Annotated in this window: 14 protein-coding genes; 4 read left to right on the top strand and 10 right to left on the bottom strand. The window is 65.4% G+C overall.

Annotated elements, in window-relative coordinates:
- The 5 genes from ACT89O_RS18790 to ACT89O_RS18770 form a co-directional block, all read right to left on the bottom strand.
- Nucleotides 1-1,014 carry an ABC transporter substrate-binding protein gene (locus ACT89O_RS18790; RefSeq protein WP_487260843.1) on the bottom strand — a complete coding sequence of 338 codons (1,014 nt, stop codon included), beginning with the start codon at nt 1,012-1,014 and terminating at the stop codon, nt 1-3.
- Nucleotides 1,015-1,031: 17 nt separating this feature from the next.
- Nucleotides 1,032-2,051, bottom strand: a complete 1,020-nt coding sequence (locus tag ACT89O_RS18785) for a LacI family DNA-binding transcriptional regulator (protein ID WP_487260842.1) — start codon at nt 2,049-2,051, stop codon at nt 1,032-1,034.
- A gap of 160 nt (nt 2,052-2,211) precedes the next feature.
- A complete protein-coding gene (gene lspA, locus ACT89O_RS18780) occupies nt 2,212-2,715 on the bottom strand; it encodes a signal peptidase II (protein ID WP_121420870.1) in 504 nt (167 codons plus the stop codon).
- Complete coding sequence (ileS, locus tag ACT89O_RS18775; RefSeq protein WP_487260841.1) at nt 2,715-5,594, bottom strand: isoleucine--tRNA ligase; 2,880 nt, start codon at nt 5,592-5,594, stop codon at nt 2,715-2,717. The genes lspA and ileS overlap by 1 nt, the downstream gene beginning before the upstream one ends.
- Nucleotides 5,595-5,703: 109 nt before the next feature.
- Nucleotides 5,704-6,753, bottom strand: coding sequence for a bifunctional riboflavin kinase/FAD synthetase (locus tag ACT89O_RS18770; RefSeq protein WP_487260840.1), 1,050 nt, complete (start codon nt 6,751-6,753; stop codon nt 5,704-5,706).
- Nucleotides 6,754-6,920: 167 nt separating this feature from the next.
- Between ACT89O_RS18770 and ACT89O_RS18765 the strand changes: the two genes are divergently transcribed.
- Nucleotides 6,921-7,478 (top strand): HNH endonuclease, encoded by a 558-nt coding sequence (locus ACT89O_RS18765; RefSeq protein ID WP_055401504.1) that lies wholly within the window; start codon nt 6,921-6,923, stop codon nt 7,476-7,478.
- Nucleotides 7,479-7,891: 413 nt separating this feature from the next.
- Here the strand turns inward: ACT89O_RS18765 and ACT89O_RS18760 are convergent, their stop codons facing one another.
- The 4 genes from ACT89O_RS18760 to ACT89O_RS18745 all read right to left on the bottom strand — a co-directional run bounded on the left by ACT89O_RS18760 (nt 7,892) and on the right by ACT89O_RS18745 (nt 12,440).
- Entirely contained in the window at nt 7,892-9,286 is a 1,395-nt protein-coding gene (locus tag ACT89O_RS18760) for an alpha/beta fold hydrolase (protein WP_487260839.1), read from the bottom strand.
- Nucleotides 9,287-9,374: 88 nt separating this feature from the next.
- Nucleotides 9,375-10,490, bottom strand: coding sequence for an acyl-CoA dehydrogenase family protein (locus tag ACT89O_RS18755; RefSeq protein ID WP_426304882.1), 1,116 nt, complete (start codon nt 10,488-10,490; stop codon nt 9,375-9,377).
- 12 nt (nt 10,491-10,502) lie between these two features.
- The gene (locus ACT89O_RS18750; protein ID WP_008905006.1) at nt 10,503-11,684 is read right to left on the bottom strand and encodes an acyl-CoA dehydrogenase family protein; all 1,182 of its coding nucleotides are present in this window, start codon (nt 11,682-11,684) and stop codon (nt 10,503-10,505) included.
- Between the two features lie 45 nt (nt 11,685-11,729).
- On the bottom strand, nt 11,730-12,440 hold the full coding sequence (locus ACT89O_RS18745) for a YceH family protein (RefSeq protein ID WP_426304881.1): 711 nt from the start codon (nt 12,438-12,440) through the stop codon (nt 11,730-11,732).
- Nucleotides 12,441-12,723: 283 nt separating this feature from the next.
- On the opposite strand from ACT89O_RS18745, the gene purN reads away from it, so the two are divergent.
- Entirely contained in the window at nt 12,724-13,305 is a 582-nt protein-coding gene (gene purN / locus ACT89O_RS18740) for a phosphoribosylglycinamide formyltransferase (RefSeq protein ID WP_121420864.1), read from the top strand.
- A gap of 255 nt (nt 13,306-13,560) precedes the next feature.
- Here the strand turns inward: purN and xopAW are convergent, their stop codons facing one another.
- Entirely contained in the window at nt 13,561-14,544 is a 984-nt protein-coding gene (gene xopAW / locus ACT89O_RS18735) for a XopAW family type III secretion system calcium-binding effector (RefSeq protein ID WP_487260838.1), read from the bottom strand.
- Between the two features lie 237 nt (nt 14,545-14,781).
- Between xopAW and ACT89O_RS18730 the strand changes: the two genes are divergently transcribed.
- A complete protein-coding gene (locus ACT89O_RS18730) occupies nt 14,782-15,510 on the top strand; it encodes a response regulator (RefSeq protein WP_055398505.1) in 729 nt (242 codons plus the stop codon).
- The gene (locus ACT89O_RS18725; RefSeq protein ID WP_487260837.1) at nt 15,498-16,613 is read left to right on the top strand and encodes an ATP-binding protein; all 1,116 of its coding nucleotides are present in this window, start codon (nt 15,498-15,500) and stop codon (nt 16,611-16,613) included. Before ACT89O_RS18730 ends, ACT89O_RS18725 begins: the two co-directional genes overlap by 13 nt.
- Nucleotides 16,614-16,622: the final 9 nt, after the last annotated feature.

Raw genomic sequence — 16,622 nt, 5'->3', positions numbered from 1 at the left:
TTACTGGGCTTCTTTCAGGTAGCGGTCCGAGAAGGCCTTTTGCACTGCGGCCATCTTGCTGTAGTCCACCGTTTTGGCGCGTGCGTATTCGCTGGCAGGCAGGAAGCGGGCCTGCACCTCCTTGGACATGGCGCTGGAGCGCACGGGGCGCAGGTAGGCATTGGCCCACAGCGCCTGGCCTTCGTCCGACAACACAAAGTCCAGCACCTTCTTGCCGTTGTCGGCGTGCGGCGCGTTGGCCACCAGGCTCATCACGTAGGGCACCACCACCGTGCCTTCAGTGGGGATCACAAACTGCACATTGGCCTTGTCCTTGTACTTGGCGCGGTAGGCGTTGAAGTCGTAGTCCAGCAGGATCGCGATCTCGCCCGACAGTACACGGGCGTAAGACGTTTGCTTGGGAACGATGGGCTCGTTCTTCTGCAGCGCCTTGAAGTAGTCGATGCCAGGGCCGAAGTTGTCCAGCGTGCCGCCGCGCGCCTGGTTCACTGCCACAGCGCCCACATAGCCCACGAAGGCCGAGGCCGGGTCCAGGTAGCCGATGAGGCCCTTGTAGTCGGGCTTGAGCAGGTCCGCCCAGGACTGCGGCACAGGCTTGCCCTTCAAGGCATCCACATTGACCATGAAGCCTAGGGTGCCCGAGTGGATGGTGAACCAGTGGCCTGCAGGGTCCTTCAGGCCATCGGGAATCTCGGCCCATGCAGCGGGCTTGTAGGCAGCCACCACGCCGTCCTTTTGCGCCTGGATGGCAAAGGTCACGCCCAGGTAGGTCACATCCGCCACGGGGCTGGCTTTTTCTGCCACCAGCTGGGCCAGCGATTGGCCGGAGTTCTTGTTGTCTGGTGGCACGGTAATGCCGGTCTTTGCCTTGATGGCCTTGATCTGGCTGCCCCAGTCGGCCCATTCGGGCGGGCAGTTGTAGCAGATGGCGTTTTGCGCCATGGCCGTGGCACCGGCTGCCAGGCCCCAGGCCAGCAGCGTGGCGCGGGTGAGGTTTTTGAGGGTGGTTTTCATGGATCAGCTCCTTGGGTTCAGGTGAGGGGAGGAACAAGGGAAGAGGCGGGCGGTGCGCAGGACTCGCCAGCGCGGAACTGGTGCGCCAGCGTCAGACCCATGTCGGGCCCCAGCGGGTTGCCACTGGCCACGGCCTGGGCCAGCAGCTCCACGCTGCGGCGGCCGATGTCGGCATTGGGTTGCACCACGGTGCTCAGTTGCGGAGTGAGGTCTTGCCCCAGCGCAATGCCGTCGAAGCCCACCACGCTCAGGTCGCGCGGCACCGCCAGGCCCGCCAGGTGCGCGGCGCGGATGCTGCGGATGGCCAGCAGGTCGTTGGAACACACCAGGGCCGTGGGGCGGTCTTGGCTGTTCAGGGCTTCGCCCAACACCTCTGGCGCAGCGGCCACGAAGGGCACCTGCAACACAGGCTGGGCCCGCAGGCCTGCCTGCTCCATGCCGCGCGCGTAGCCCCGGCAGCGTTGTTGCGCGCGGTCAGAGGCGCTGAGCAGCCCGCTGACCATGGCGATGCGGCGGTGCCCCAGCGTGGCCAGATGGGTCACCACGTCGGCCACAGCCAGCTCGCTGTTCACCGACACGCAGGGGTGATCGGGGTGGTGGTTGTAGGCCAGCACATAGGGCAGACCCACCTCGGCCAGCCGCTGCAGTGCGGTGGAGGTGGCGGGGTTCGAAACCACCAGGATCATCCCGTCCACGTTGCCCGCCAGCAGCAGGTTCACGGCGCGGTCTTCCTGGTCCAGGCGGTAGTCGGTGGTGAACGGCGAGATGGCGTAGCCACCCGCTACGGCGGCCTGGGCAATGCCTTCCAGGCATTCGGCAAACACGGGGTTGGTGAGCGTGGGCAACACCACGCCCAGCACGCGGCTGCGCTGGGTGCGCAAGGTGCGCGCGCTGGCGTTGGGCAGATAGCCCAGGGTGCGGGCGATGTGCTCCACATGCTCGCGCGTGGCCGGGGCCACTTTGTCAGGCACGTTGAAAACACGCGACACGGTGGCAACCGACACACCGGCCTCGCGGGCGACCTCCAGAATGCTCATGGCAGTTTGGTGCAATACGTTTGATGTAAACGTTTACATTGCAACCGCTGACCGTGACATGCGCATGACACGGCATGCGGCAAGAGCAACTGGCGCTACAAAGCAAACAGCCCGCACGAGGCGGGCTGTTGCAAAGGTTGCAGGGGGGATGCCGGTGGCGTCAGCGCTCGCGCCGCACGCGAAGCAGCTCATCCAGAATGAGACACGCTGCCCCCAGCGTGATGGCCGAGTCCGCCACGTTGAACGCCGGAAAGTGCCAGCCGCTCACATGGAAGTCCAGAAAGTCCACGACATAGCCGTGCATCAGCCGGTCCACCACGTTGCCCACCGCGCCGCCCAGAATGCTCGACAGCGCGAAGCCGAAGAGCTTTTGCCCCGGGTGGGCACGCAGCTGCCACACGATGAAGATCGTGGCTGCCACGCCGATGCCGGTGAACAGCCACCGTTGCCAGCCCCCCGCGTCCGACAGGAACGAAAACGCAGCACCCGTGTTGTGCGCCCGCACGATGTTGAAGAAGCTGGTGATGAACGTGGAATCGCCCAACTGGTAGTGGTTGAGGATCAGGGTCTTTGTGATCTGGTCGACCACCACAAGCACCACAGCCCAGGCCAGCCAGGGCCACATGCTCGCGCCGGAACGCCCGGCCTGCAATGTGCGGTCCATCAGGCGTGCTCCCGGCGCTCGCCGTCGCCGTAGAGGTTGCTGGTGCAGCGGCCGCAGATCGTCGGGTGGGCGGCGTCCTGCCCTACATCGCTGCGGTAGTGCCAGCAGCGCTCGCATTTGGCATCAGAACTGGGCTTGACGCTTATCTGTAATGCGCTAACAGCTACCAATTCGATAGCAGATGTGATGAACACGAACTTGAGGTCATCGCCCAGGCTGGCCAGCAGCGCATGGTCTTCGGGCGCCGCCGTGAGGGTAACGGTGGCCTGCAGGGACGAGCCCACCTTGCCATCGGCGCGCAGCGCTTCGATCTCCTTGTTCACCGCGTCGCGGATCTCGCGGATGCGCGCCCACTTGGCCAACAGGCCTTCGTCGGCACCGGCACCCACGCCCGCCACGTTGCCGTAGGTCTCCAGGAAGATGGAGTCGGAGTTGCCAAACACCTTCCACGCCTCTTCGGCCGTGAACGACAGGAACGGCGCCATCCAGCGCAGCATGGCGTGCGTGATGTTGTAGAGCGCGGTCTGCGCGCTGCGGCGGGCCAGGCTCTTGGGCGCCGTGGTGTACAGGCGATCCTTGAGCACGTCGAGGTAGAACCCGCCCAGGTCTTCCGAGCAGTACAGCTGCAGCTTGGCCACCACGGGGTGGAATTCGTAGACCTTGTAGTGCGCCAGCACCTCGGCCTGGAACTCGGATGCGCGGGTGAGGGCGTAACGGTCGATCTCCAGCATCTGGTCGAACGGCACGGCGTCCTTGGCCGGGTCGAAATCGCTCACGTTGGCCAGCAGGAAGCGCAGTGTGTTGCGGATGCGGCGGTAGGCGTCCACCACGCGGGCCAGGATCTTCTCGTCGCCCGCGATGTCGCCGGAGTAGTCGCTGGCGGCCACCCACAGACGGATGATCTCGGCGCCCAGCTTCTTGTTGATTTCCTGCGGGTCGATGCCGTTGCCCAGCGACTTGCTCATCTTGCGGCCCTGGCTGTCCACGGTGAAGCCATGGGTCAGCAGGCCGCGATAGGGCGCGCGGCCTTCCAGCGCGGAGGCCAGCAGCAGCGAGCTGTGGAACCAGCCCCGGTGCTGGTCGTGGCCTTCCAGGTACAGGTCGGCCTCGGGGCCGGTGTCGTGGTGCACCTCGGGGTGCGTGCCGCGCAGCACATGGCTGAAGGTGGAGCCGGAGTCGAACCACACTTCGAGGATGTCGGTGCTCTTGGTGTAGTGGGGCGCGTCAGCCGCACCCAGGATTTCTTCGGTCGTCACGCGGCTCCAGGCCTCGATACCGCCCTTTTCGACGATGTCGGCGGCCTGGTCCATGATTTCCATGGTGCGCGGGTGCAGTTCGCCCGAATCCTTGTGCAGAAAGAACGGGATGGGCACGCCCCAGCTGCGCTGGCGCGAGATGCACCAGTCGGGCCGCCCGGCGATCATGTCGTGCAGGCGGGCTTTGCCGTTCTCGGGGTAGAAACTGGTGTGCTCGATGGCATCCAGCGCGATCTGGCGCAGCGTCTTGGCGGGCTTCATGCCTGCTTTAGTGAATACGCCTTCGCCCTCGTCCATGCGCACGAACCACTGTGCGGCGGCGCGGTAGATCACCGGCGTCTTGTGGCGCCAGCAGTGCGGGTAGCTGTGTGTGATGTCCTTGGTGGTCATCAGGCGGCCTGCGTTGCGCAGGGCCTCGATGATGACGGGCACCGCCTTCCAGATGTGCTGGCCGCCAAACAGCGGGAAGTCGGCCGCATAGGTGCCGTTGCCCTGCACGGGGTTCAGGATGTCGTCCAGTGCCATGCCATGCGCGCGGCAGGAGTTGAAGTCTTCCAGGCCGTAGGCGGGCGAGGAGTGCACGATACCCGTGCCGTCGTCGGCCGTGGCGTAGTCGGCCAGGTACACGGGCGAGAGGCGCCGGTAGCCGAAGCTGCCGTCTTCGCTGGCCACGTCGTACAGCGGATGTTGGAATTCGAGGCCGCCCAGGTTCTTGCCCAGGGTGGTGGCCAGCACGCTGCCGGTGAGGCCGTAGCGCTCCAGGCACGAGGCCACCAGCGGCTCGGCCACGAGCAGGATGCGCTCGCCCGTGTCCACCAGCGCGTAGCTGATCTCGGGGTTGAGGTTCAGCGCCTGGTTGGCAGGGATGGTCCAGGCAGTGGTGGTCCAGATGACCACAAACGCATCCTTGGCCAATGCGGGCAGGTCAAAGGCGGCTGCCAGCTTGGCGGGGTCGTGCGACTTGAAGGCCACGTCCAGCGTGGTGCTCTTCTTGTCCTGGTATTCGATCTCGAACTCGGCCAGCGACGAGCCGCAGTCAAAACACCAGTACACGGGCTTGAGGCCCCGGTACACAAAGCCGCGCTCCATCACGCGCTTGAAGGCGCGGATCTCGCCCGCCTCGTTGGCGGGGTTCATGGTCTTGTAGGGGTTGTCCCATTCGCCCAGCACGCCCAGGCGCTTGAAGTCCACCATCTGCTGCGCGATCTGCTCGGTGGCAAACGCGCGGCTCTTGGCCTGCATGTCATCGCGGCTCAGGTTGCGGCCGTGTTTCTTCTCGATGGCGTTCTCGATCGGCAGACCGTGGCAGTCCCAGCCAGGCACGTACAGCGCGTCAAAGCCTTCGAGCTGGCGCGCTTTGGTGATCATGTCCTTCAGGATCTTGTTGACCGCGTGGCCCATGTGGATCTGGCCGTTGGCGTAGGGCGGGCCGTCGTGCAGGATGAACTTGGGCGCACCCCGACGGGCATCCCGCAGGCGCTTGTAGATGCCTTGGTCTTCCCAGTCCTTGACCCAGCCCGGCTCGCGCTTGGGCAGGTCGCCACGCATGGGGAAGGAGGTGTCGGGCAGGTTGAGGGTGCTGCGGTAATCCGTGGAAGGAGTGCTGGCGTTGTCGTCGGACATGAGGGAGCCTTAAAAACGGGGCATTCCGGGGCAAGGCCCGGAGCAAGAACGGGGTTGGAGCGCGAAGGATGGCGGGCCCGTCAGGCGGGCGCTGCGAGAAGCAGCTCCCTCAAATTCGGTCGCGGGTGGTCTGGCGCCGGGTTTCGGTGTGGTTGGGTGCCTGGGCCGAGGCAAAGTAGGCACGCGCGTCGGCGCAGTCTTTGGCGATGCCCTTCGTCAAGGCATCCAGACCGTCGTATTTCAGCTCGTCGTGCAGTTTGTGTAGCAGTTCCACGCGCACGATTTTACCGTACGCCCCCTCGGGCCCCAGATCGGCGGGCCAATGCAGGCAATGGGTTTCCAGCAGCACGCGCCCGCCGTTGACGTCGTTCGGGTCCAGCGAGGGGCGCACGCCCAGGTTGGCCACCCCTGGCAATGGCTCGGTGGCAAGGCCATGCACCAGCACGGCAAAGATGCCGCTGGCGGCAGGCTTCCAGTGGGCAAAGCGCAGGTTCAGGGTGCGAAAGCCGTCGCCTGCACCGGCGGCGGTAGCACCCAGTTCGCGCCCAAGCTTGCGGCCATGCACCACATGGCCGCTGATGGTGTAGGGCCGTCCCAGCAGGCGTGCCGCGGCTTCCATGTCGCCTGCGGCCAGCGCCTGGCGCACGGCGGAACTGGACACGCGCAGCCCATGCACCTCGTAGCTGTTCATGCGCGCTACGTCGAAGCCCTTGGCTTGCCCGGCGGCGTCCAGCATCGCGTAGTCGCCGGCGCGCTGGCGGCCAAAGCGGAAATCGTCGCCCACCAGCACATACCGGGCCCCCAGGCCACGCACCAGCACCTCGTCGATGAAAGCGTCGGGCGACTGGGCGGCCAGCCGCGCGTCAAACGGCAGCACCACGGTCTGCAGCACACCGCAGCGGGCCAGTTCGGTGAGCTTGTCGCGCAGGGTGCCGATGCGTGCGGGTGCCAGCTCGGGCTTTTGGTGGGCGCCCGCGAAGTAGTCGCGGGGGTGGGGCTCGAACGTCAGCACGCAGCTTTCCACGCCCCTGTGTGCAGCCTCGCTGTTCAGCAAGGCCAGCATGGCCTGGTGGCCCCGGTGCACACCATCGAAATTGCCGATGGTCAGCGCACAGGCATTGGCAATGCCAGGGTGGTGGAATCCGCGAAAGATCTTCATCGGTTTGTTATCTTTTTGATAGCAGAATGCGCAAGTCCATCAAGCGCAGGACGCCAATTTGTCATGAAAACGGAGTATATTGTGACCCACGGCTGGCCCCGCGCAGGGCTGCCCGCGAGACATCTGCGTTCCGATCCTTGTGTACTTTGTGTTCCAGGAGGCGTGTTTTGAAGGTCTTGAAGCTGTCAGCCCAAGGGCTGCCCCAATCGTGGATTTCGCTGGAGCAGGCGGTGATTCATTACGCCGCCGGGGAAGTGCGCTGGGAGTCTGGTGCACAGATTGCCCGGTTCCGGGGCGGGCACAACGCCATATCGGGTGAGCAGTCGGTGATCGCCATCAACAGCATCATCGGCACCAAGGGCGTGCCCAGCATCAATCCGTTCGAGCTCAAGCCCAGCCTGACCAACAGCAAGCTCTTTGCCCGCGACCGTAATGTGTGCGCCTACTGCGGCGGGCATTTTCATGAGGAAGACCTGACGCGCGAGCACATCGTGCCGTTTGCACGCAACGGCCAGGACCACTGGATGAACGTGGTCACGGCCTGCCGCCCCTGCAACCACCGCAAGGGCCCCCGCACTCCAGAGCAGGCACACATGCCGCTGCTGTATGCGCCCTATGTGCCGAGTCTGTGGGAGGACTTCATCCTGCGCAACCGGCGCATCCTGGCCGATCAGATGGAGTTCCTGATGGCGCACGTCCCCAAGTCCTCGCGTCTTTTGGCGTAGAGCGGTCAATACGACCCCGCTGGCGTCGTTGCTTCGTCTTGCCGTGAGGGCCTGCCAACCCTCTTTTCGGGGATCGCGTTGCCCGACCTGGGGGTGGGATGCAAGGCGCCTGTGCGCAGCAAGGTAGGCACCTTGCAAGCGCGGGCAACGCCGCAGACGGCCCCCAGGCCGGGCAACCCGAAGGGAAGGCCCCTGCGGGCGCGCCACTCGTCGTTCCGCTCCTTACGTGTGCAAGAGCGCACGCTGCGTCGCGCGCCTAGATTGGCACGCCCGCAAGGGCCTTCGCGACCCCGAAAAGAGGGTTGGCAGGCCCTTCGTACTGTCTGCGACGGAGCGCCTAGCCATCGGGGCCGTCTTGACCGCTCTTGGTGGTGTGCTGCACGGAGCTCAGGCACCGAGCAACGCCTATTCCATCAGTAAGTCAGTTCGAGAAACACCAGATGGCCGCTGGCAGCGGGCCAGGTCTGTCCCACCACGCGTTCGCCATTGAATTCACCCGCAATGCTGCGCACGCCCCCCGCGGGCTTGACCTTGGCAGATGCAACACCTGCCCCAGCGGGCACACCAGCAGGTGCTGCGCCATCCAGCAGCATCTTGTCGCGTGCCGGGTCCAGGTAGCCGCGCGGGCGGGTCAGTGTCACCACGCTCTCGGCGCTTTTGTCGGCATCGGCCATGCGTTCTGCGCGCAGGTGGATGAGGTTGCTGCTGCGTGGAAAGCCGCTGCGGTAGATGTGGGTGGTGGCATAGCCGGGTGCGCTGATCACGAACTCGACGGGCGAGCCGTTGGGCACCGTCAGCGGTCCCCATTGGCCATCCACACCCACGGTCTTGCGCAGCAAGGCATTGCCCGCGCGGGCGCCCGTGGCGGGGTCGGTGGCATACACCTCCAGCTGCGCGCCCGCCAGGGGCAGGTTGTTGCTGAAGTTGCCGGTTTTGGGGTCGGCCGGGTCCACGCCCAGGCCGGTGACCTTGCCGTTGAGCACCACCTGCTTTTCAGCCGCAATGGTGGTGACCTGCGGTGCCTTGCCGGTGATGAAGCGGTAGGTGGCTTCAAACGCGGCGGGGGAGTACGACGTCTCGCGGTGGTCGATGCGCGGAATCACCACGTTGGTGGCGCCCTTGAGTTCGGGGCCTGCGGCGGTCACGTAGGTGGGCTTGCCTTTCTGGCCTATCCACAGACCGTCGGGCTGGGCGAACTTGTCGTTGTTGTCCGAGCGGATCGTCATCCATTTCACGGGGCCGCTCACCTCGTCGCCCGCCGCGTTCTTGGGAGCATTCAGGGCTTTGAGGAAAGGGCCCGTGCCCGAGAACTCGTTGCCTTCTCGGAACCCCGGTATCGCCCACACGCCGTGGTTGGGCGTGCCGCCGAGGATCGCGTGGCTCACCGTCTTGTCGCCGCCGCCGTTGTAGATGTAGTTGCGGATGGCGTTGCCGCCGCGCGAGTTGCCCACCAATACCACTTGGCTTGCACCCGTGGCCTTGAGCACCTTGTCCACTTCGGCCTTGAGGTAGGCCATGTGCTCTGCGGCCGAGGTGCGGCCCGCCTGGGGTTTGGCGTCCTCATCACGCGACAGGGGGTAGGGCACGTCAATGGCGTGCAGGCGTTCGCGCGGCCAGCCGTTCGATTCAAACCGCCACACGGTGGTTTGCCACAGTGCGGCGGTGTCGCCGTTGCCGTGCACAAAGACGATGGGCGGCGCTTCGGCCAGGCTGGGACCCTTGGTGGCGCAACCGGCCAGGGCCAGGGTAGCTGCTGCAGCGGTTGCCAGCAGAAGAGATCGGCGTTGCAGCCAGAATTTGTTGTTCATGAAGGTGTCTCCGACAAGAAAAAATGCCCGTGGATCGGTGAATCCACGAGCATGGCATGCGAGCGTTACATGGCTGCGTCAGTTCACATCAGGCAAACACGCCTGCGGTGTCTTGCATGCGGGCGGACACTTCGCCCAGATGGTGCAGCGTGTCGCCAAAGGCCACTTCCAGCTGGGTGAGCTTCTTGAAATAGTGGCTCACGATGTACTCGTCCGTCACCCCGATGCCACCATGCAGTTGCACGGCCTGCTGGCCGACAAAGCGCATCGATTGACCCAGTTGCACCTTGGCGCGCGCCATGGCGGCGCGGCGCTCTGCGGCAGGGGCGCCCAGCTTGAGGCTGGCGTAATAGCTCATCGAGCGGGCCAGTTCCAGCTGCATCTTCATGTCGGCCACGCGGTGGCGCAGCGCCTGGAAGCTGGCAATGAACACGCCAAACTGCTTGCGCTGGTTCATGTATTCGACGGTGATGGCCACGGTCTTGTCCATCACGCCCACGGCTTCGGCGCAGGTGGCGGCAATGCCGGTGTCCACGGCCAGTTCCAGCGCGGCCAGGCCATCGGTGGTGATGAGCGTGGCGGGGGCGTTGGTGAACTTCACCTCGGCGGCGCGGCTGCCGTCTTGTGTGACGTAGCCTTGGGTGGTCACGCCAGTGGCGGTGCGCTCGACCAGGAAGAGGGCGATCTTGCCGTCCAGTTGGGCAGGCACGATGAACGCATCGGCCTTGTCGCCGGCAGCTACTACGCTTTTGATAGCTGTCAGCGCATATCCATCTTGCGCTGGGGCCGCTTTTGACTCGCAAACATCCAGGCGATAGCGCGCCTTGCGCTCCTGCTGGGCCAGCACCACCAAGGCTTCACCACTGGCCACGCGGGGCAGCCAGGCCGATTGCACGTTGGCCGGTGCGTAGTGCGACAGCACGCTGCTGGCCATGAAGGCCTGGGCGATGGGCTCCAGAACGATGCCACGGCCCAGTTCCTCGGCCACCACCATGGCATCGATGGCGCCCTGGCCCATGCCGTCGTGCGCTTCGGGCACGGTGAGGGCCGTCAGGCCCAGCTCGGCCAGTTCGCCCCAGGCGGCGCGGTCGAAGCCGCCGGCAGCCACGGCGGCGCGGCGGCGCTCGAACGTGTAGCCCTTGTCCACCCACTTGCGCACGGCGTCGCGCAGTTGCTCCTGGTCGTCAGAAAAATCGAAATCCATGTTCTTGTCTCCTTAGCCCAGAACCGTCTGCGCGACGATGTTGCGTTGAACTTCATTGCTGCCACCGTAGATGGTGGTTTTGCGCAGGTTGAAGTAGGTGGACGCCAGTGGCGCGTTGGCAGTGACGCCGCCGGGGAAGTTGCCCTGCCAGCCAGCTTCCATGGCCTCTTCGATGAAGGGCATGGCAAAGGGACCTGCGGCCAGCATCATCAGCTCGGCGTAGCGCTGCTGGATCTCGCTGCCCTTGATCTTGAGCAGACCCGCGATGTCGAGCGAGTTCTTGCCCGACTTCTCGGCCGACAGCACGCGCAGCACCAGCATTTCCAGCGCGACGATGTCCACTTCGAGCAGTGCGATCTGGTCGCGGAAGCGCAGGTCATCCCACACGCCTTCGGTCTTGGCGATGCGCTTCAAGCGCTCCAGCTCGCGCTTGCTGCGGTTCACGTCGGCGATGTTGGTGCGTTCGTGGCTCAGCAGGTGCTTGGCGTAGGTCCAGCCCTTGTTCTCTTCGCCGATCAGGTTTTCGGCAGGCACTTCGACGTTGTCGAAGAACACTTCGTTCACCTCGCATTCGCCGTCCAGCAGCTTGATGGGGCGCACGGTGACGCCCTTTGACTTCATGTCGAGCAGCAGGAAGGAGATGCCGGTCTGGGGCTTGCCCTCGGTGCTGGTGCGCACCAGGTTGAACATCCAGTCGCCATGCTGGCCCAGAGTGGTCCAGGTCTTTTGGCCGTTGACGATGTATTTGTCGCCCACGCGCTCGGCGCGGGTCTTGACCGATGCCAAGTCCGAGCCCGAGCCGGGTTCGCTGTAGCCCTGGCTCCACCAGACTTCGCCGCTGGCGATGCCAGGCAAAAAGCGCTTTTGCTGCTCGGCGTTGCCAAACGCCATGATCACCGGGGCCACCATCACCGGGCCAAACGGCACGATACGGGGCGCGCCGGCCAGCGCGCATTCTTCTTCGAACAGGTGCTTTTGCACGGCCGTCCAGCCGGGGCCGCCAAACTCCTTGGGCCAGCCGAAGCCCAGCCAGCCTTTCTTGCCCAGGATCTTGGCCCAGCCCTGCAGATCGTCGCGGGTCAGGCGCAGGGCGTTGTGGACCTTGTGCGAAATTTCTTTCGGTAGATTAGCTTGAACCCAGGCGCGAATTTCTTCGCGGAACGCCTGTTCTTCGGGGGTGAATGCGAGATCCATCGGTTTGTCTCCAAGTGATCCGCATTTGTAGCACGGTCGTTCGTTTTAGTCCTGTCCGGGTGGCGACATCGGCGCGGAGTCTGGGGAAATGCCCAGTTCTGTACACAGCCGCTGCACCGTGGTGCGCAGGTTGGCCACCTCGGTCTCCAGTGCGTCCACCCGCGCTTGCAGTGCGGCAGACGTGCCGGTGCTGCCACCGCCGCCACTGCTGGGGGCTGACACACCGGCGCTGGTGTCTACAGGCCCACACATCAGATGCGCCCAACGCTGCTCGCGGGCACCCGGCGCGCGGGGCAACTGCACGACCAGCGGGCCGCCCTTTTCGGCGCTGCGCTCCTGCAGCTCGTCCAGAAAAGCTTCGACCGACGAAATGTCGGCAAAGCGGTACCAGCGCTCGGCGTTGATGCGCAGTTCACCCGCCGTCTGCGGGCCGCGCAGCATCAGCAAGCCCAGCAGCACGGCCGACTGCTCGGGCACGCCCACGCCGCGCTGAAAGTTGTGTTCCCAGCGTGTGGTGCGGTTGCCGCTGCTCTCAAACGCCAGCGTCAGCAGCTTGAGCGAATCCAGCGCTTCCTGCGCATCGGCGTCACTCAGGTTCATCACCGGGTCGCGGCTGGTTTTCTGGTTGCAACCGGTGACCAGGCCGTTGAGCGACATGGGGTAGCTGTCGGGCACGGTGCGGGCCTTCTCCATCAGGGTGGCGAGCACGCGGGCTTCGTAGGGGGTGAGGGGGCGGGTGGCGGGATCGAAGGGCATGAGGAGGCTGTCGGGCTTGGGGTTGGCGCTGCGTTGTGCGACAGAGTATGCAGGCTAGGCGCCCAGCGCAAGCTGCACTGGCTGTGCAGCGAGCATGGGCAACGCCGCCTGCGTGCCCTGTCGCACAACCCTTCGGGCCGCCGCCTGGAACTGCCATGCCGCGTTGCGGGTTCGTTGTATGGCTGGGCCACACGGCCTTACCCGCGCCTTGCCTGGCAGTTCCACGCGGTGGCACAGAGCCAGCCCCATGCTCGACAGCCTCCTCGATAATCCGTGGCAATTTATGAAGAACATCGTCATTCTGATCTCTGGCGGCGGCTCCAACATGGCCACCATCGTGCGTACCGCACAACAGGAGCACTGGGAGCAGCGCTACGGCGCCCGCGTCGCGGCCGTCATCAGCAACAAGCCCGATGCCGCCGGGCTGGTGTTTGCGCGGGAGCAGGGCATCGCCGCCGAGGCGCTGGACCACAAGGCCTTTGCCAGCCGCGAAGCATTTGACACGGAACTGGCCGCCACCATTGACCGCCACCAGCCCGCCCTGGTAGTGCTGGCCGGGTTCATGCGCATCCTCACCCCGGGTTTTGTGGCGCACTACGCGGGGCGGCTTATCAATATCCACCCCTCGCTGCTCCCCGCGTTTACCGGGCTGCACACGCACCAGCGCGCCATCGATGCAGGCTGCAAGTTTGCGGGCGTAACGGTGCACCAGGTGACGGCCGAGCTGGATGTGGGCCCCATCCTGGACCAAGCCGTGGTGCCGGTGCTGCCGGGTGACACGGCCGAGACGCTGGCGGCCCGGGTGCTGACCCAGGAGCATGTGATCTACCCCCGGGCCGTGCGGGCGCTGATTCAGGCCTTGTAGCCCACAGGCTGATCGGTTTGGGAGCGTCCGGCTTTCGCTCCCACAGGCCTTGGTGAGCTCAGGGGGTATATTTTTTGCTATTAAATTAGTAGCTAACTGCGCTTGTCCATGAAGCGATAGAGCCTTTTTTGTTCATATTTTCTGCTGCCGGATGGCTCAAAGATCCCGGCGCACGCAGCTCGTCAACTGACGGGCGAATCGCACTGCGTGGCCAGAAAACCTGCGGCTGGTGGCAAGCCAGCCCCTTCCTTTTGATCAGGCCATTGCGCTCAGGCTGCCGGTGCTGGCGGGCGAATTCCAGTCATTGGCCGCCATTGCGTACTGCTGGCGCGCAAAGTCGGCCAGCCGCGCCAGGTCGTTGCGTTGGCTGGTGTCCGATGTTGATGCCTGGCTGGCGGGCTGCTGGAGCTGGCTGGTCAACTGGTCGATGAAAGTCCTGGATTCGCTGGCGCTGATGCTGGCGTCGCCATCGGTGTCGATGGCGTTGAACAGCGCGGTGATCACGTCCTGCTCCACGCTGCTGGGGCTGCCAGCCAGCCGTTCTGTCAGCGAGACCTCACCATCCTTGTTGGTGTCCAGGGCGTCGTAGGTGGTGGTGCTGTCGGCGGAGGCACTTGCACCACCTGGGCCTCCGGGTGGCGGTGGCATGCCACCCATGGCCTGCATGCCGCCGCCTGCTTCACCCGCCGCGCCGGAAGGGCGGCCCGCGTCGAATTCGGCTTGGGTCAGGCTGCCGTCGCCGTCTGCATCCAGTTGGCTGAACACGTCGTCACTGCTGACGCCCGCTTGGCTCGCCGTGCCGCCCGACATCGCCTCCAGCAGGGCCTGCAGCTCGGTCTTGCTCACGGCGCCATCGCCGTCGCTGTCAACCTTGCCAAAGAGGTCGTCGCCCGCCTGGCCGGTGGCGGTGTCGCTGTCGCCCCGCGACTGGGCAAAAGCCATGGTGGACGGTGGCGGGGGCAACACGCTTTGCATCGTCTTGCCCAGCTCGTCGGCGTTGAGGTTGCCGTCCCCATTGCTGTCGTACTGCTTGACCAGGTCTGCAGCGCTGGTCTGGCTGCTGACGCCGGTTTTTTGGGCCACATCGTCCAGAAGGCCCTGCAGTTCGGTGTCACTCACGCCGCCGTTACCGTCGGCATCGATTTTGGACAGCAGCCGCTCCGGCGTGGGCGCCGGGCGTGATGCCCGCTGCACACTTGCACTGGACCAGGCACTGCTGACGCTACTGATGGTCGTCATCGTCGTTCCTTTCGCTCCAAGGGTGGGTCGGTGCCTGGTCCCCCAAAACGGAAGCCCTCAGCCATGGCCCGTAACCATTCTTGGTTGTGCGTGTCTCCGGGGTTTGTCTGCTTTGTACCAAGGTCGATACAAAGGGCGTCCACAAGGACCGAACAATGGCGGAAATGCCCGCCAGATCGTCGCCAGCGGTGGTTTGTAGCTGCCTAAACTTGGGTGTTCTTTTGCACGACAGAGCCCATGCAACACATCCTGGTGGTGGACGACGATGTGGAGATCACCACACTGCTCACCGAATACCTCGCCCGCTTTGGCCACGCCGCCCACGCGGCGTGTGATGCGGCGTCGATGCGCGCGCAGATGCTCGCGCACCCCATCGGCCTGGTGGTGCTGGATGTGATGCTGCCCGGCACCGACGGCATCACCCTCGCGCGGGAGCTGCGTGAACGCTCCCGGGTGCCGATCATCATGCTCACCGCCCGCGCAAACCCCTACGACTGCGTGCTGGGGCTGGAGATGGGGGCTGACGACTACATGGGCAAACCCTTCGAGCCGCGCGAGCTGGTGGCACGCATCCAGACCGTGCTGCGCCGCACGCGCGGCGAGAGTGCCCCGGCCCCCCAGGAGCCTGACGGGGTGGTGCGCTTTGATGGCTGGACCCTGCACAGCATCGAGCGGCACCTGGTATCCCCACAGGGTGTGGTGGTGCCGCTGTCCAACGCCGAATTTCGCCTGCTCTGCACCTTCTTGCGCATGCCTCGCCGCGTTTTCAGCCGCGACCAGCTCATGGAGCAGGCGCGAGGCCGGGCCATGGACGCATTCGAGCGCAGCATCGATCTGCTGGTCTCGCGCCTGCGCAGCAAGCTCTCGGACGACCCGCGCTCGCCCTCGATGATCCGCACTGTGCGGGGCGCTGGTTACGTGTTCAACGTGCAGTCGCTGCAGGGGCAGGTGGGATGGCCGCATTGATGGTTGCGCGCTGGCGTGCGGCGCTGCAGCGCTGGCTGCCTGACACCCTTTTTGGCCGGCTCGCTCTGCTGCTTATCGTGGCCGTCATCGTGAGCCATGTGCTGGCGCTGACTTTGATGTTTGAACTGCGCCCCGCGCACCCCGGGCACCCGCCTGGCCCGCAGCCCCCCGGGGTGGCAGCCGATGGGCACTCTTTGCGGTTGCCGCCGCCGGGGCCAGAGCAGGGCTTGTGGAATGCCCCGCCGTCGCTGCAACTGGGGCTGCTGCTCGACATCAGCGTGCGGCTGGCGGCGCTGGTGGCCGTGGCCTGGTGGGCGGCACGCTGGCTGTCGCGCCCCATGCACCGGCTGGCCACGGCGGCGCAAGAGTTGGGCCGCGATATCGACCGGCCCCCGCTGCCCGAGGACGGCACGCTGGAATGCCGCGACGCCAGCCGTGTGTTCAACCAGATGCAGGCGCGCATCCGACAGCAATTGGCCGAGCGCGACCGGTTTGTGGCGGCGGTGTCGCATGACCTGCGCACGCCGCTGACCCGGCTGCGCCTGCGCACCGAATGCCTGGACGATAGCCACGCCCAGCAGCTGTTTCGCCGCGACATTGCCGAGATGGACGCCATGATCGCCTCAACGCTGGACTACCTGCGCGGCGTGGCTGGCGCCGAGGCCTGGGTGCTGCTGGATGTGCAGGCCCTGGTGGACAGCATGGCCGACGACCAACTCGCCATGGGCCATCGGGTCACGGTGGCGGGGCAGGCGACCCCGCTGCGGGTGCAGGCCGTGGCGCTGCGGCGCTGTCTGGATAACCTGGTGGGCAACGCGATTCGCTATGGCGGCAGTGCCGAGGTCACCCTGCACGATGCGGTTGATGCGCTGACCATCGAGGTGCGTGACCATGGCCCCGGTTTGCCTGCCGAAGAGCTGGAGCGGGTCATGGAGCCGTTTTACCGCGTCGAGGCCTCGCGCAACCGCCAGAGTGGCGGGGCCGGGCTGGGGCTCACCATTGCCAGCGATATCGTGCGGCGGCACGGAGGGAGGCTGGCCTTGCGCAATGCTGCGGGTGGTGGTTTGGTGGCAGCAGCCATTTTTCCGCGTACTGCGGCGTGAGCCCACCGG

It is taken from the genome of Acidovorax sp. NN32, assembly GCF_057597245.1.
Note: the sequence above shows the minus strand (reverse complement) of the source record. Positions and strands in the feature narration are given on the sequence as shown.

Excerpts from the sequence above, each read along its gene's own strand:
- ileS (WP_487260841.1), bottom strand. The coding sequence starts at position 5,594 with ATGTCCGACGACAACGCCAGCACTCCTTCCACGGATTACCGCAGCACC.
- ACT89O_RS18770 (WP_487260840.1), bottom strand. The coding sequence starts at position 6,753 with ATGAAGATCTTTCGCGGATTCCACCACCCTGGCATTGCCAATGCCTGT.
- ACT89O_RS18785 (WP_487260842.1), bottom strand. The coding sequence starts at position 2,051 with ATGAGCATTCTGGAGGTCGCCCGCGAGGCCGGTGTGTCGGTTGCCACC.
- ACT89O_RS18760 (WP_487260839.1), bottom strand. The coding sequence starts at position 9,286 with ATGAACAACAAATTCTGGCTGCAACGCCGATCTCTTCTGCTGGCAACC.
- ACT89O_RS18725 (WP_487260837.1), top strand. The coding sequence starts at position 15,498 with ATGGCCGCATTGATGGTTGCGCGCTGGCGTGCGGCGCTGCAGCGCTGG.
- ACT89O_RS18790 (WP_487260843.1), bottom strand. The coding sequence starts at position 1,014 with ATGAAAACCACCCTCAAAAACCTCACCCGCGCCACGCTGCTGGCCTGG.
- ACT89O_RS18745 (WP_426304881.1), bottom strand. The coding sequence starts at position 12,440 with ATGCCCTTCGATCCCGCCACCCGCCCCCTCACCCCCTACGAAGCCCGC.
- purN (WP_121420864.1), top strand. The coding sequence starts at position 12,724 with ATGAAGAACATCGTCATTCTGATCTCTGGCGGCGGCTCCAACATGGCC.
- ACT89O_RS18755 (WP_426304882.1), bottom strand. The coding sequence starts at position 10,490 with ATGGATTTCGATTTTTCTGACGACCAGGAGCAACTGCGCGACGCCGTG.
- xopAW (WP_487260838.1), bottom strand. The coding sequence starts at position 14,544 with ATGACGACCATCAGTAGCGTCAGCAGTGCCTGGTCCAGTGCAAGTGTG.
- ACT89O_RS18750 (WP_008905006.1), bottom strand. The coding sequence starts at position 11,684 with ATGGATCTCGCATTCACCCCCGAAGAACAGGCGTTCCGCGAAGAAATT.
- ACT89O_RS18730 (WP_055398505.1), top strand. The coding sequence starts at position 14,782 with ATGCAACACATCCTGGTGGTGGACGACGATGTGGAGATCACCACACTG.
- lspA (WP_121420870.1), bottom strand. The coding sequence starts at position 2,715 with ATGGACCGCACATTGCAGGCCGGGCGTTCCGGCGCGAGCATGTGGCCC.